General features: G+C 47.0%; 13 protein-coding genes. 12 read left to right on the top strand and 1 reads right to left on the bottom strand.

Going from position 1 to position 14,049, the window contains the following annotated elements:
• The first annotated feature begins 10 nt into the window (after window positions 1-10).
• The 4 genes from ESP131_RS06405 (at window position 11) to ESP131_RS06420 (ending at window position 6,163) form a co-directional block, all read left to right on the top strand.
• Entirely contained in the window at window positions 11-1,534 is a 1,524-nt protein-coding gene (locus ESP131_RS06405; protein WP_069940357.1) for an alpha-amylase family glycosyl hydrolase, read from the top strand.
• Between the two features lie 34 nt (window positions 1,535-1,568).
• Window positions 1,569-2,600, top strand: coding sequence for a LacI family DNA-binding transcriptional regulator (locus ESP131_RS06410; protein ID WP_047396486.1), 1,032 nt, complete (start codon window positions 1,569-1,571; stop codon window positions 2,598-2,600).
• Window positions 2,601-2,827: 227 nt separating this feature from the next.
• The gene (locus ESP131_RS06415) at window positions 2,828-5,128 is read left to right on the top strand and encodes a glycoside hydrolase family 65 protein (protein WP_069940358.1); all 2,301 of its coding nucleotides are present in this window, start codon (window positions 2,828-2,830) and stop codon (window positions 5,126-5,128) included.
• Between the two features lie 183 nt (window positions 5,129-5,311).
• Window positions 5,312-6,163, top strand: coding sequence for a YitT family protein (locus ESP131_RS06420; protein WP_035398426.1), 852 nt, complete (start codon window positions 5,312-5,314; stop codon window positions 6,161-6,163).
• A gap of 50 nt (window positions 6,164-6,213) precedes the next feature.
• Here the strand turns inward: ESP131_RS06420 and ESP131_RS06425 are convergent, their stop codons facing one another.
• Complete coding sequence (locus ESP131_RS06425) at window positions 6,214-7,023, bottom strand: Cof-type HAD-IIB family hydrolase (protein ID WP_069940359.1); 810 nt, start codon at window positions 7,021-7,023, stop codon at window positions 6,214-6,216.
• Between the two features lie 198 nt (window positions 7,024-7,221).
• Between ESP131_RS06425 and ESP131_RS06430 the strand changes: the two genes are divergently transcribed.
• The 8 genes from ESP131_RS06430 (at window position 7,222) to aroE (ending at window position 14,049) form a co-directional block, all read left to right on the top strand.
• Complete coding sequence (locus ESP131_RS06430; protein WP_023467415.1) at window positions 7,222-7,416, top strand: YjzD family protein; 195 nt, start codon at window positions 7,222-7,224, stop codon at window positions 7,414-7,416.
• Window positions 7,417-7,479: 63 nt separating this feature from the next.
• The gene (iadA, locus tag ESP131_RS06435; protein WP_069940360.1) at window positions 7,480-8,613 is read left to right on the top strand and encodes a beta-aspartyl-peptidase; all 1,134 of its coding nucleotides are present in this window, start codon (window positions 7,480-7,482) and stop codon (window positions 8,611-8,613) included.
• Between the two features lie 13 nt (window positions 8,614-8,626).
• The gene (locus ESP131_RS06440; RefSeq protein WP_069940361.1) at window positions 8,627-9,115 is read left to right on the top strand and encodes a thioredoxin family protein; all 489 of its coding nucleotides are present in this window, start codon (window positions 8,627-8,629) and stop codon (window positions 9,113-9,115) included.
• On the top strand, window positions 9,108-9,887 hold the full coding sequence (locus ESP131_RS06445) for a phosphatidylserine decarboxylase (protein WP_029340985.1): 780 nt from the start codon (window positions 9,108-9,110) through the stop codon (window positions 9,885-9,887). The genes ESP131_RS06440 and ESP131_RS06445 overlap by 8 nt, the downstream gene beginning before the upstream one ends.
• A gap of 50 nt (window positions 9,888-9,937) precedes the next feature.
• Window positions 9,938-11,287: an ArsB/NhaD family transporter gene (locus tag ESP131_RS06450; protein ID WP_051656221.1), complete on the top strand. Its 1,350-nt coding sequence runs from the start codon at window positions 9,938-9,940 to the stop codon at window positions 11,285-11,287.
• Between the two features lie 136 nt (window positions 11,288-11,423).
• Window positions 11,424-12,008: a YqeG family HAD IIIA-type phosphatase gene (locus ESP131_RS06455; RefSeq protein ID WP_029340987.1), complete on the top strand. Its 585-nt coding sequence runs from the start codon at window positions 11,424-11,426 to the stop codon at window positions 12,006-12,008.
• Window positions 12,009-12,151: 143 nt separating this feature from the next.
• Complete coding sequence (gene yqeH / locus ESP131_RS06460) at window positions 12,152-13,261, top strand: ribosome biogenesis GTPase YqeH (RefSeq protein WP_023467421.1); 1,110 nt, start codon at window positions 12,152-12,154, stop codon at window positions 13,259-13,261.
• The gene (aroE, locus tag ESP131_RS06465) at window positions 13,261-14,049 is read left to right on the top strand and encodes a shikimate dehydrogenase (RefSeq protein ID WP_029340988.1); all 789 of its coding nucleotides are present in this window, start codon (window positions 13,261-13,263) and stop codon (window positions 14,047-14,049) included. The genes yqeH and aroE overlap by 1 nt, the downstream gene beginning before the upstream one ends.

The raw sequence follows: 14,049 nt of genomic DNA on the forward strand, positions 1-14,049 counted from the left end.
AATCAGCGGCATGAGACGAGGCATAATGCTTCTCCTCTTGCCGCTTCTCTTGTCTATCGGGCTTCAACCGATGGCGGGTGAAGCAGCAGGTTGGGAAAAAGAACGAATGTATTTCATCATGGTGGACCGGTTCGAGAATGGCGATCCGAGTAATGACCGAGAGGCGGATCCTGAAAATCCAAAAGCGTTCCAAGGCGGCGATTTAGCAGGCGTTACGAAACGTCTCGATTACATCAAGGAAAAGGGCTTCACTTCGATTTGGTTGACGCCGATCTTTAAGAATCGTCCGAATGGTTATCATGGATACTGGACAGATGATTATTACGAAATTGATCCGCACTTCGGAACAAAGGAAGAGTTTAAACGTCTCGTCAAAGAAGCGCATGACCGGGATATCAAGGTCGTCCTTGATCTTGTCGTCAATCATTTAGGACCAAATCATCCAATGGTGAAAGAAAAACCGGAGTGGTTTCATAAAAATCAACCGATCATGAATTGGAATAACCCGTCGGAAGTCGAGAATAACTGGCTGTTCGATTTACCGGACTTCAATACAGAAAATCCGGAAGTCGTCGATTATTTAATTGATGTCGCGAACTACTGGGTCGATGAAACGGGTATAGACGGATACCGGATCGATACGGTTCGCCATGTACCTGCCACATTTTGGGAAACGTTCATCCCAGCAGTAAAAGAAAAGCATCCAGACTTATTCTTATTGGCTGAAGTATTCGATGGAGATCCGCGAAAAATTGCGTCCTATTCGAAATTAGGTTTTGATTCCGTGACGAACTTCCCGTTTTATTATGGAGTCAAGGATCAGTTTGCTCGCAAAAATGGTTCAGCGGAAGAGCTCGATTCAGTTTATAATCGAGATACTACGTTTAATCCGAATGCCAAGGGACTTGCAACCTTCATTGATAATCATGATATCAAACGCTTCATCACGGAAGCAAAGATTGGTGGAGCAGACGAAGAGGAGCGGCAACTTCGACTAGCATTGTTCGCACTCTATGCTGCACCAGGGATGCCGATCGTCTACCAAGGAACAGAGGTGGCGATGCCAGGTGGTGAGGATCCCGGAAACCGGATGATGATGACATTTGATCAGAACAAGAAGATGCAACAGTACGTAAAAACGTTGAACGAGATGCGTCAGGACTACCCAGCGTTTGCAACAGGGAAGCAACGCTTGATCGCAAAAACCGATCATATGGCAGTCTACTCCCGGGAGACGAAACAACAACAAGTCGTTTACGCGATCAATCTTGGAGAAAAAAAGACGAGCTTACGCGTGTCTGCGAAAGAAATTGGTGATGACCAGCGTCTAAGAGGACTTTTATTCTCAGATTTGGTGCGTCAGGATGGTGACGCCTATGAGATCACGCTTGATGCAAATAGTGCGAACAGCTATGTCATCGAAAAGTCACAAGTCAACTGGTGGTCGATCGTCGCAATTGGTGCGATTGCTCCGATTTTAGCGCTCATACTTCTTCTCGTTCACCGTAAACGCATGCAACGTCAAACAAAATAAAATACTTAACTAGGGGAAATGTGAGGTGAAGGGGATGCAGGTAACAATCAAGGATGTAGCACGGGAAGCGAATGTCGCACCCTCGACGGTATCACGCGTCATTGCGAATAGTTCACGTATCAGCCAAAAGACGAAGGAACGGGTGCGACAGGCGATGGATGAGCTCGGATATTATCCAAACGTTCATGCACGCAGTCTAGCGAATCGAACGACACAAGCGATCGGTCTCGTCATGCCAAGTGCTGCAACAAAAACGCTACAAAACCCATTCTTTTCGGAGGTCATTCGAGGAATTAGTACAAAAGCGCATCAAAATGGCTATTCGTTATATATGACGACAGGTGTCTCGGAAGAAGAGGTATATGAAGGTGTCGTCTCGATGGTTCAGGGCCGTCGCGTCGATGGCGTCGTCGTATTGTATTCTCGTACGGATGACAAAGTCGTTCAATTTCTGCAGGACTCGAAGTTTCCGTTCGTCGTCGTCGGTAAACCATTCAGTGATTCATCACACGTCACGTATGTCGATACGGATAATTACTTAGCGGGTCGCGAAGTAACGAAGTATTTACATCAACTCGGGCATGAGTGTATTGCATTCGTCGGTGGGGCACAGGATTTAGCTGTGACACAAGAACGTGTCGGTGGTTATAAGACAGCTCTCATGGAAGAGGGAATTCCGATTCACGATTCTTATATCGTCAGCGCCCCATTTATGACGACGGGTGGTGCCGAGGCAGTCAAACGACTGATGTCACTTGAACATCCACCGACTGCCGTCGTTGTTAGTGACGATATGATGGCACTTGGTGTCATGAGTACACTGAATGAGATGGGTATCAGTGTGCCGGATCAAATGGCCGTCGTCAGTTTCAATAACTTGTTCATCGCAGAATTCTCAAGCCCACCGTTGACTTCTGTTGAAATCAATATCTTTGGACTTGGTTTTGAAGCGACGAATTGTTTGATTGAACAAATCAATGAAGATGCGACACCTTATGGGAAGCGCGTCATCGTTCCGCATTATCTCGTTGTCCGTCAGTCATGTGGCGGAAAATCTGAAGCATGAAACAGAAGTCTATTTTTAAGCCGATTGGTTTGAAAATAGACTTTTTTTGATTCAAAAGGATGTCGATTTCTAGTAAAAGGAAGCGGTTGCAGAAAAAGAAATTTATTTTCGTGCAAACGATTGCATTGATGCTTTTTATGTGTACAATAAAGAATGTAGAGTATAGATGAAACGCTTACATGATCAGATTGACTGACATGCGTAGCATAAAAAGGAGCGACTTGACGATGAAACGACTTTTTGAGGTCAATGAGTGGAAAATTACAGAGCTTGGTTTTAATCCAGAAGATAATCGACTAGCAGAATCGATGACATCGATCGGAAACGGTCATATGGGAATGCGCGGTACATTTGAAGAAGAATATACTGGTGACACGCATCAAGGCATGTATGTCGCAGGTGTTTATTATCCCGATAAGACACGTGTCGGCTGGTGGAAAAACGGTTATCCGGAGTACTTCGCGAAAGTACTCAATGCTGTCAACATCATGGGTTTGAAAGTATCTGTCAACGGAAAAGCTGTTGATTTGAATACGTGGGAAGTCGTTGACTTCAAACGTGAACTTGATATGCAACATGGTGTATTGACGCGGGCGATGTTGTTGAAGCATGGAGAAGAAGAGATAAAAGTCGAATCCAAGCGCTTCTTCTCGATCGTCGATAAAGAAATCGCTGCCTTGCAATATACGGTGACACCTGTCAATCTCGAAGCAGAAATCGTCATTGAATCGTATCTCGATGCGGATGTTGAAAATGAAGACTCGAACTATGATGAGAAGTTCTGGCTTCCTGTCGAACACGGAATTGAAGAACGGTTCGGTTATGTGACATCAAAAACGAAAAAGCTCGATTGGCATGTGACGGCAGCGATGATCACGGATGTCGAAGGCGCACGATGTGAAGTCGTCGATGGCAATACGCAGTACGTCGCGAATCGTTTTACGAAACAAGCCGCAGTAGGTGAAGGTGTCACAGTCGAAAAATTCGTCGCACTCGTAACGAATCGCGACCATGAAATCGATGCGTTACTGGAGCAAGCGATGAAACGTGTTCACGTCGCATTCGAATCAGGCTTTGAACCATTGCTTGCGACACATGAAGCCGCTTGGTTGCACCACTGGGAAGAAGCGGATGTGAAGATTGAAGGTGATGTCGAGGCACAGCAAGGGATTCGATTCAACATCTTCCATATGTTCCAAACTTACACAGGTGAAGATTCACGCCTGAACATCGGACCAAAAGGATTCACGGGCGAGAAGTATGGTGGTGCGACGTATTGGGATACGGAAGCGTACTGCTTGAACTTCTACCTTGCGACGTCGAAACCGGAAGTTGCTTGGAATTTACTCAAGTATCGCCACAACCAATTGCCGCAAGCGAAAGAAAATGCGGATAAGAATGTCGGCATGAAGGGGGCGCTTTATCCGATGGTAACGATGAACGGAGAAGAGTGCCACAACGAGTGGGAAATCACGCATGAGGAAATTCACCGGAATGGTGCGATCGCACATGCGATTTATAATTACACGAACTACACGGGAGACACGTCGTACCTTGGACAATACGGGTTTGAAGTGTTAGTCGAGATTGCTCGTTACTGGGCAAGTCGCGTCAATTACGTGCCGCATAAGGATGTCTACATGATTCTTGGTGTGACGGGACCAAACGAATATGAGAACAACGTCAACAACAACTGGTATACGAATCTGATTGCGGCATGGTGTCTCGAATATACACAGACCGTTCACCGTCATTTGGCACAAGAAGAGCCAGAACGTCTGCAAGAACTCATGCATCAATTAGCATTGACGGATGAGGAGTTGGCGAAGTGGGCAGATATCGACGCGAAGATGTATTATCCGAAAGATGAAGCAGCACCTGGGATCTTCATGCAACAAGATGGTTTCATGGATAAGGAGCAAATCTTGGTCGCTGAACTCGATCCGAAACATCTCCCGCTGAACCAGAATTGGTCATGGGACCGGATCCTGCGCTCTGTTTTCATTAAACAGGCAGATGTCTTACAAGGTCTCTACTTCTTGACGGATCGCTTCAGTTTAGAAGAGAAAAAAGCAAACTTCGATTTCTATGAACCACGTACGGTCCATGAATCGTCACTATCACCATGTATCTATTCAATCATTGCAGCAGAAGTCGGGTATGAGGAAAAAGCGGTTGAATTGTATCAACGTTCGGCTCGACTTGATCTTGATAACTACAACAACGACACGGAAGACGGATTGCATATCACGTCGATGGTTGGATCTTGGATGTCGATCGTTCATGGGTTTGCTGGATTACGAGTAGCAAATGATACGTTGTCCTTTAAGCCGATGTTGCCAAAAGGATGGACGAGTTATACATTCCGGATGCAATGGCGCGGTCATCATATCCATATCCATGTACAGCCGAATGCTGTCGAAATCGCTCAAACGGAAGGCGAAGCATTCAGCTTGAATGTCCATGGAACGACTGTGGAAGTTCCAGCAAGCGGACAGATTACAGTTCCTGCTTCGATGACAGTATAAGAGAAAAAAAGAACCGATTTTTTAGTCGGTTCTTTTTTGTGTAACAAGAATCAGGACACCTTTGTCACAAATGAAAACGCCATCATGAAAAAGAACATCAATCTTTGGAAATCTTGACTATCCGGCGACATTTGAATGTGCTAAAGTGTTTCAAGATAGTTATGAATGAGAGGAGAACGGCGTGTGACAGCAGTAGTAAAGGAAAGTATGTTAAAAGTGATCGTGGCTTCGATTGGGGGATTCGTCATCGCCGTTGCCATGAACTGGTTTTTGATTCCTAGTGGTGTATATTCGACTGGATTTACAGGACTTGCCCAAATCTTGACGCAAGTCCTTCAAAATACAGCATTTGCGTTTGGTGAAAACGTCTGGTTCTTGGCGTTGAACATACCTCTGATCGTGCTCGCATGGATCATGTTAGGTCGGAGCTTTACAATCATCACCTTGATTTCAGTTTTGGCAACGACGATTTTCATTGGTCTTATTCCTCAATATGCTGTCATACCAGGTGATCAAACACTGAATGCAGTGTTTGGAGGGGTCTTGCTTGCGATCGGTACCGGTATCACGATTAAGTTCGGTGCTTCGACGGGTGGTTTCGATATCGTTGCCCTCATCTTCGCCCGTTTCTCCGATCGCAGTGTTGGCTTGTATCTGTTCGTCTTGAATTTCTTGATCGCCTTATTGGCAGGGGCATTGTTCGGATGGTCGACTGCCTTATACACGATTGTCTTCATTTACGTGACATCGAAGGTCGTCGATGAGATTCATACAAGCAACCAGCGCTTGACGATATTCATCGTCACGAATCATGCGGATGACATCACGACGGCTCTGCATCAGCATATCATTCGAGGAATCACGCAGATTCCTTCGATCGGTACGTATTCACGAGCTGAAAAAGCGACGTTGATGATGGTCATCGAGCGTCACGAATTGCGGGACATTGAACGGATTTGCCGGGAAGCGGACGAGACGGTCTTCATCAACGTCGTCGCAACGGACTCGGTCGTCGGATACTTCCGAAAAGGATAATGAAAAAGGCACTTGCTCTGCAACATGCAGCAAGTGCCTTTTATCTGTTTTCATGCGAGCCCGAGGACGTGTCTCAAGTAATAGGCGATCCCGTCATCTTCATTTCGCTTCGTCGTGCCGTTTGCCAGGTGCTTCAGCGCGGGGATGGCATTTCCCATCGCTACACCATGTCCAGCATACTCGATCATCTCTAAATCGTTTTCCTCATCACCGAAAGCAATGATTTGTTTAGAGTCAATACCAAGGTGATGCGCGATATGGGCAAGACCGACCGCTTTACTTGTACCTTTTCGCATCACTTCGACCATGAATTCAGGCTTCACCCATTGACGATTGAGTACCGTCTCGGCATGAATACCAGATAATTCGGAGCGGATCTCATCGACGTGTTCTCCTTTGGCATGAATCAAAAGAGAGGTTGGTTCATGCATAAGCACCTTTCGTAAATCTCCGGTCGTGACGGATAAGGCATGGTCAGTATAGAATTCGTAGATGCCAACCGGATCATATTGAAAATAGACATGATCCGTGACTTCACAGACGATGTTCTGTGTCTTCGTCTCAGCGACGGACTCTAAAATATGTTGAACGGTTTTTAATGGAATTGGATGATGCTGGACTTCAAAGTGGGTGTCTTGTGGGTGATGGACGAGACCACCGTTAAAGTTAACGATTGGTGTCGTTAAACCGAGCTGTTCGTAATATTTCCTGGCGTGACGAAACGGTCGTCCGGTTGCGATGACGACTTCGTGACCATTCGCACGCGCACGTTGCAGCGCATTGATGTTCGCAGCGCTGATTGTCTTATCATCTTTTAAAAGAGTGCCGTCGAGATCGACAGCGATTAAGTGACGGGTCATGATGGAATCCTCCGCTTTCTTTTCGTTAATTCTACTGTAGCATATGAAGCGATTGTCCTTCTTATGAAACGATTAAGTTTTTCAAGGAAAAGAAAGCGCTTGAAAAAATTAGAGAAAAGCTGTTGCTTGGTTTAAAAAATGGTATACTACAAATCGTAGGATAACTCTATAGTACGTTATGGAAACGGAGGGGAAATCATGCGTTTTCTCGTTACATTCTTTTGGTCATTCTTACTCGTGAACACAGCTGTGTTCATCGTATCGGCAGTTGATGCAGTAACGTATAGCTTCGGATTCGCGACAGCTATGTCTGTCGTCACTTCACTTGTCGTCTTCGCACTCGATGCCGTCAATGAAGATTTAGGTCTTGGTCAAGGGACTAAGGCAGAATAAGGAAAAGCGAGATGTCGTCACATGGGCGATAGGCTCGCTTTTTGTCTTAAGGAGGAATGATCGATGATCGTCATCGAACAGGTTCTGTGGCAACAGATGCCGCAAAATATCTACATAGCAGGAAATCAGATCATCGGAATCGGTTCCTATACCATAGATGAAGCAATGATTACGCATCGGATCGATGGTCGCGGCAAACAGCTAGTTCCTGGATTCATCGATGGACACTTACATCCAATCGGTGGGGGAGGAGAAGGCGGATTTGCGACGAGAACAGCATCGCTGACCGTTCGAGACATATTCGAAGGTGGTGTCACGACGGTCGTTGGATTACTCGGAACGGATGGTTGGACACGAACGGGAATCGATCTACTGGCACATATACGAGGATATGCTGCATCTGGTATCCGCCCCTTTCTATTAAGCGGAAGTTATATGGTTCCACCGGTCTTCCTGACGCAATCGACAGGACATGATATCGTCCTCATCAATGAAGTGATCGGTATCGGGGAAATTGCCATCAACGATCATCGGTCGACACAACCGACAGCCCATGAACTCGCACGATTAGCGTCAGAAGCCCGAATTGCCGGCATGGTCAAAGGCGTGTCGGGAACGATGAACGTCCATATCGGAGACGGGAAACAAGGACTCAATCTATTACATGAAGTGATTGACACGACTGATATCCCCATCGGACAATTCCTTCCGACGCATATCAACCGGAGTGAACGGATTTTTGAAGCGGGACTCGCCTGGGCGAAACAGGGCGGACGAATCGATTTCACGACGTGTACGACGGAAAGCTTCATTGCGGAAGGCGAAATTCCGGCAGGACAGGCTGTCGCCCGTGCTTTAGCAGCGGGAATCCCACCTGAACAGATCACGATGTCGAGCGACGCTGGTGCCAGTCTTCCGGCGTTTGATGATGCAGGTCGCTTAGTGCGGATTGATACAGGAAAGCCTACTTCTCTGATGCAAGCCGTGCGCGATGCAGTGGAGCATGGTGTTGCTTTTGATCAGGCAATCGCGACGATCACGCGACATGTCGCGGATGCATATGGTATACCGGGCGGGCGAATCGCGGTCGGAGAACGAGCGGATCTGTTACTGATTGATGACGCTTTGCAAATCGATACGATTCTTGCGAATGGTCATGCTATAATGATTCAGAAAAAATGGCTAATACCAGAATGACGGAGGGATAGACGTGTCAAAGAAGTCGAAACGAAAAAACACGAAAAAACCGCAATCCAAGGCGAATTGGATTACAGCGGGAGTCATCGCCTTGATCGTATTGGTGGGAGGATTACTTCTTGTCTTCACGGATCGAGAAGATTCTGCATCGAAGAACGGCAATCTAACGGCTACACAAGTCGCAGATAAAGTAAAATCCGGTGATGAATTCTATACGTATTTCTATCAAACGGGTTGTTCCCACTGTGAAAAAGTAAAACCATATCTCGTCCCGCTTGGTGAAAAACAAGATATCCCATTCGAACAGATTGACCTTGCTGTCGAACAGTCGGCTTGGGATACGTTTGGTATCGAGGGTACACCGACTGTCGTTCACTTTAAGGACGGTAAGGAAGTTGGACGTGTCGCAGGTGAGCAAACGGAAGACAGCTATAAAGAGTTCTTCGCTGGAAAAGACGTAGAGGACTCAAAAGAAGAATCATCTGGTGATCTCAATGATTAAAAAATGGTTTTACTCTCGTGTGTTCGAATTAAATGGACACCCGCTTGTTGCCAAACAACTGAAACGTTTTGCGATGAGCCGTATCAGTCGTCCGTTTATCCGTCCGTTCGTTCAGGCATACGATTTAAATATGACAGAAGCGACTCGGAGCCTTGAAGAGTATTCGAGTTTACATGACGTCTTCGTTCGTCATGTCAAACGGGAAATGCGACCGATCGATCAAGCAGAAGGCGCATTCGTCAGTCCGTGTGACGGTGTGCTATCCGTCGTTGACGATTTGACGGCTGATAGCCGCTTTACCGTCAAAGGACAATCGTATACGGTATCCGAGTTACTCGGTTCCCATCATGAAGCACAGCAATATGTCGGTGGACGTGTAATGATCTTTTACTTAAGTCCGCAAAACTACCATCGTGTTCATGTACCGATGGATGGAACGGTCCGGACGAGTTATACGCTCGGTCGCGATTCGGCACCAGTAAATGAGATTGGTCTCACACATGCGCTTCGCCCATTGACTCGGAACTACCGTCGTGTGACACGCATCGTCCAAGGGAAACATGCTCTTGAACATGTCATGGTCGGTGCACTCAACGTCAACTCGATCGTTCGGACGAACGAGTCGAAGGACCTTCGTCGCGGGGATGAGTTCGGATACTTCTCATTCGGTTCGACGGTCGTCCTGATTTGTCCGAAAGATGCATTGACGTTAGACAGTCAAGCAATCGGACCAGTTTTAATGGGGCAACGCCTCGGACAATGGCATTCATGAAAGCGAGACGCCCGTTTTGGGCGTCTCCTTACGTTTAGGAGGAATGAATCATGCCGGCACTGGCATTAGCAGAAATCGGAAGTACACAGGTCCAAACCTATATCGCACTCATCATTTTTTTAGTGACCTATGGCTTCATCATCAGTGAAAAAGTAAGTCGGGCGATCGTCGCCTTGCTTGGAGCGCTCGCGATGGTCATCATCGGCATCGTGGATCTCGAGACTGCATTATTTGAATACATCGAGTGGGGAACGATCGTCTTATTGATTGGCATGATGATTCTCGTCACGATTGCCAACCAATCTGGCTTGTTCGAATACATCGCAATCCGTGCGGCGAAGACGACGAAAGGTGATCCGATCAAGGTGTTGATTCTACTGTCTGCATTGACGGCACTTGGATCTGCCTTTCTTGATAACGTCACGACGGTTCTATTGATCGTTCCAATCACGTTTTCGATTACGAAGATACTTAAGATTGCGCCGTTTCCGTTCTTGCTCGCAGAAGTATTGTTTGCAAACATCGGTGGGACGGCGACCTTGATCGGCGATCCACCGAACATCATGATTGGTGCTGCGAATCCACACTTAACGTTTAACGCCTTTTTAGTGAATCTCGCACCGATTATTCTCGTCATCACGGTTGTAACGATTGGCATTCTGTACTTCATCTTCCGCAAACAACTGCATGTCGAAGCGGAAGATCGACAGAAACTGATGGAAATCGATGAAAAGAGTTATATTGTCAGTCGCAAATTGGTCACACGGAGTAGTATCGTCCTCGTCAGTACGATTGCGTTGTTCGTGTTGCATCCGGTGCTTGATCGAATCGGACTCCATCTCGAAGCACCGGCCATCGCGATCCTTGGAGCGACGGTCCTAATGTTGCTGACGATCGAAAACGATCATCAGCTCGAAGGAATTTTTGCCCGCATCGAATGGACGACGATCTTTTTCTTCGCCGGACTGTTCGTGCTCGTCGGCGGGATTCAGGAGGCGGGTATCATTCGCTACCTTGCGGAAAAGACGATTGATCTGACAGGCGGTGATATCAAGACGACAGCAACTGCTGTGCTTTGGTTGTCCGGTATCGCCAGTGCGACGATCGATAACATCCCGTTCGTCGCGACGATGATTCCACTCATCAACGATGTGGCTGCTGGGATCGGATTGTCACCAGCAGATGCGAAAGTGGACGTGTTATGGTGGTCCCTCGCACTCGGTGCCTGTCTCGGTGGTAACGGAACATTGATTGGTGCGTCGGCGAACGTCATCGTCGCGGGTCTTGCGACACGACAAGGTGAAAAATTCACCTATATGCGCTTTTTGATTTACGGAGCACCGATCACGATCGTAACGTTGATTCTATCCCAACTCTATCTGTGGATTCGGTATTATTAAGAAAACGGAAGGTCCGCCTTCCGTTTTCTTTTGTGCGTCGCTCTTACTACCTGATTGTGCTATAATCGAACGATAAGAGCATAACTGTTTCTTAAACTTAACTATAGAGCTAGACCATTATCTGGAGGTTTTATTCTTGTTCAAACGACTTTATCCGAAACATTTCGTGGCTTCGATCTACGATATCGACCTTGAAATGCTCAAACGAAACGGTGTCAAAGCTATTTTGACCGATCTTGATAATACACTCGTCGCATGGAATATCGCAGATGCTCCAGACGAATTGGTTGCTTGGCTGGATATGGTGAATAATCAATATGGTTTCGACGTCATCATCGTATCGAACAACAATGGAGATCGCGTCAAGAAGTTCGCGGATCCGCTCGGATTGCACTACATTGCGCCTGCTCGAAAACCGCTTCCTATCGGGTTTAAACGGGCATTGACGGAATTCGGTTATCACGCGAAGGAAGTTGTCTTTTTAGGAGATCAACTCTTTACGGATGTACTCGGTGCAAACTCCGTTGGAATCGAAGTCATCCATGTTCAACCCGTCGTTAAGACGGACGGTGTCGTCACGAAATTCAATCGCCTGATGGAACGTGTCATTTTCCGCCGGATGAAACGCAAAGGAATCTATAAATTGACACAACGCGTCAAAGAAGATCCTTCTGTGCTGGAACATCCGATCGAAACACTTCGTCAGGATAAGCAACAATAACCCTGTCAGATCGGTAGATGAAAGGGAAGGCAGCAGTCGCAACATGTACGGCGAGAGGTCGGAAGTTACGCTCTTGGAGTAGCGAGCAGGGCGCTACGGTGAAAAGAGAAGGGATATCGTTCCCGCATGCGGCTCAACATAATATGATCGAAGAAATCCACTGCGCTGGTTGTGGTGTCGCCATTCAAACGGAAGACACAAAAGCACCAGGATACGCACCTAAATCTGCACTTGATCGTGAAATGGTCATTTGCCAACGTTGCTTTAAATTAAAGCACTACAATCAAATTCAAGATGTATCGTTATCGGACGATGATTTCGTTAAAATCTTAGACGGAATCGGTCAAAAAGATGCACTTGTCGTTAAAATCGTTGATATCTTCGATTTTAATGGAAGCTGGTTACCGGGATTACATCGGTTCGTCGGTAAAAACGACGTCTTACTCGTTGGGAACAAAGCCGATTTATTACCGAAGTCACTAAACCCGAATCGTCTCATGAACTGGATGCGTCAAGCATCGAAAGAACTCGGATTACGTCCAGTCGACGTTCATCTGATCAGTGCGAAAAAAGGGCACGGAGTTGATGAACTTGCTGAAAAAATCGATTATTATCGAAAAGGCCGCGACGTCTATGTCGTTGGTTGTACGAACGTCGGGAAATCGACGCTGATCAACCAAGTCATCAAACGCTTCGGTGAAGAAGATGAGGCCGTCATTACGGTCAGTCACTTCCCAGGTACGACACTTGATTTGATCGATATTCCACTCGATGATAACTGTAACCTGTATGATACACCAGGGATCATCAATCACCACCAAATGGCTCACTATGTGGATGCAAAAGACTTGAAGCTGATCACACCGAAAAAAGAGATCAAGCCACAAGTCTTCCAAATCCATCCGCAACAGACGCTTTTCTTTGGAGGTCTTGCGCGATTGGACTATATGGAAGGGAACAAGCGTTCATTCGTCATCTACATGTCGAACGAATTGAAAGTTCACCGGACGAAGCTTGAAAAGGCAGACGATCTATATGCGAACCACAACGGTGAGCTGTTGTCTCCGCCAAACGAAAAGACGCGTGAGATGCTACCGCCGCTTGTCCGTCATGAATTCAGCCTCCGCGACAACATGAAGACGGATATCGTCTTCAGTGGACTCGGGTGGGTTGCGGTTCACGGAAAAGGTGGACGTGTCGCTGCTTACGCCCCGAAAGGTGTCGCTGTATCCTTACGTGAGGCGCTCGTCTGATGCGCTTTGCCGTCATCGGTCATCCGATTGCCCATTCACTTTCACCTGAGCTGCATACAGCTTGGCTGGAAGCGGCTGGGCTTTTCGGCTGTTATGACCTCATCGATGTAACGGAGCAGCAATTGCCGCAAATCATTACGAAATTACGCATACATCAGCTAGACGGAATCAATGTGACGATTCCGCATAAAACAGCAATCATTCCGTATCTGGATCGGCTAGAGCCGGCAGCTCAAAAAGCAGGCGCCGTGAACACAGTGTACCGGCAGGATGGGCAGTTGATTGGTGCGAATACAGATGGAATCGGATTCGTCCGCGCGTTGACAGAACGTCGTCCTTCATTTCAAAAAACGCTCGTTCTTGGTGCGGGCGGTGCGGCGCGAGGTATTATTGCTGCGTTACCCGGAGATGTGACAATCACGAATCGTACAGAAGAACGTTCTAAGGCAGTTGCCGATGAATTTGGAGCAAACGTTCTACCGTGGCAAGAAACATTTGATTTAACGAGTTACGACGTCATCATCAATACGACTTCTGTCGGGATGGCTCCACATATCGAGGCACGTCCAATCGAATTGACAGAGACGCACGCCTTGATTTGTGATATTATTTATCGACCGACGCCGACCCGTCTATTGCGTGAAGCGACTGAAAAAGGTCTCGACACACTTGACGGCGTCCCGATGTTCGTCTTACAAGCGGCTGAAGCATTTGAACGCTTCACCGGACAAGCACCTGACCTCGCACTTGGCGAGCAGGTGATACGAAAGCAATTGGAGGAATTTTAA

Origin of the sequence: Exiguobacterium sp. U13-1 (assembly GCF_001750115.1) — a bacterium.
Lineage (GTDB): Bacteria > Bacillota > Bacilli > Exiguobacteriales > Exiguobacteriaceae > Exiguobacterium_A > Exiguobacterium_A acetylicum.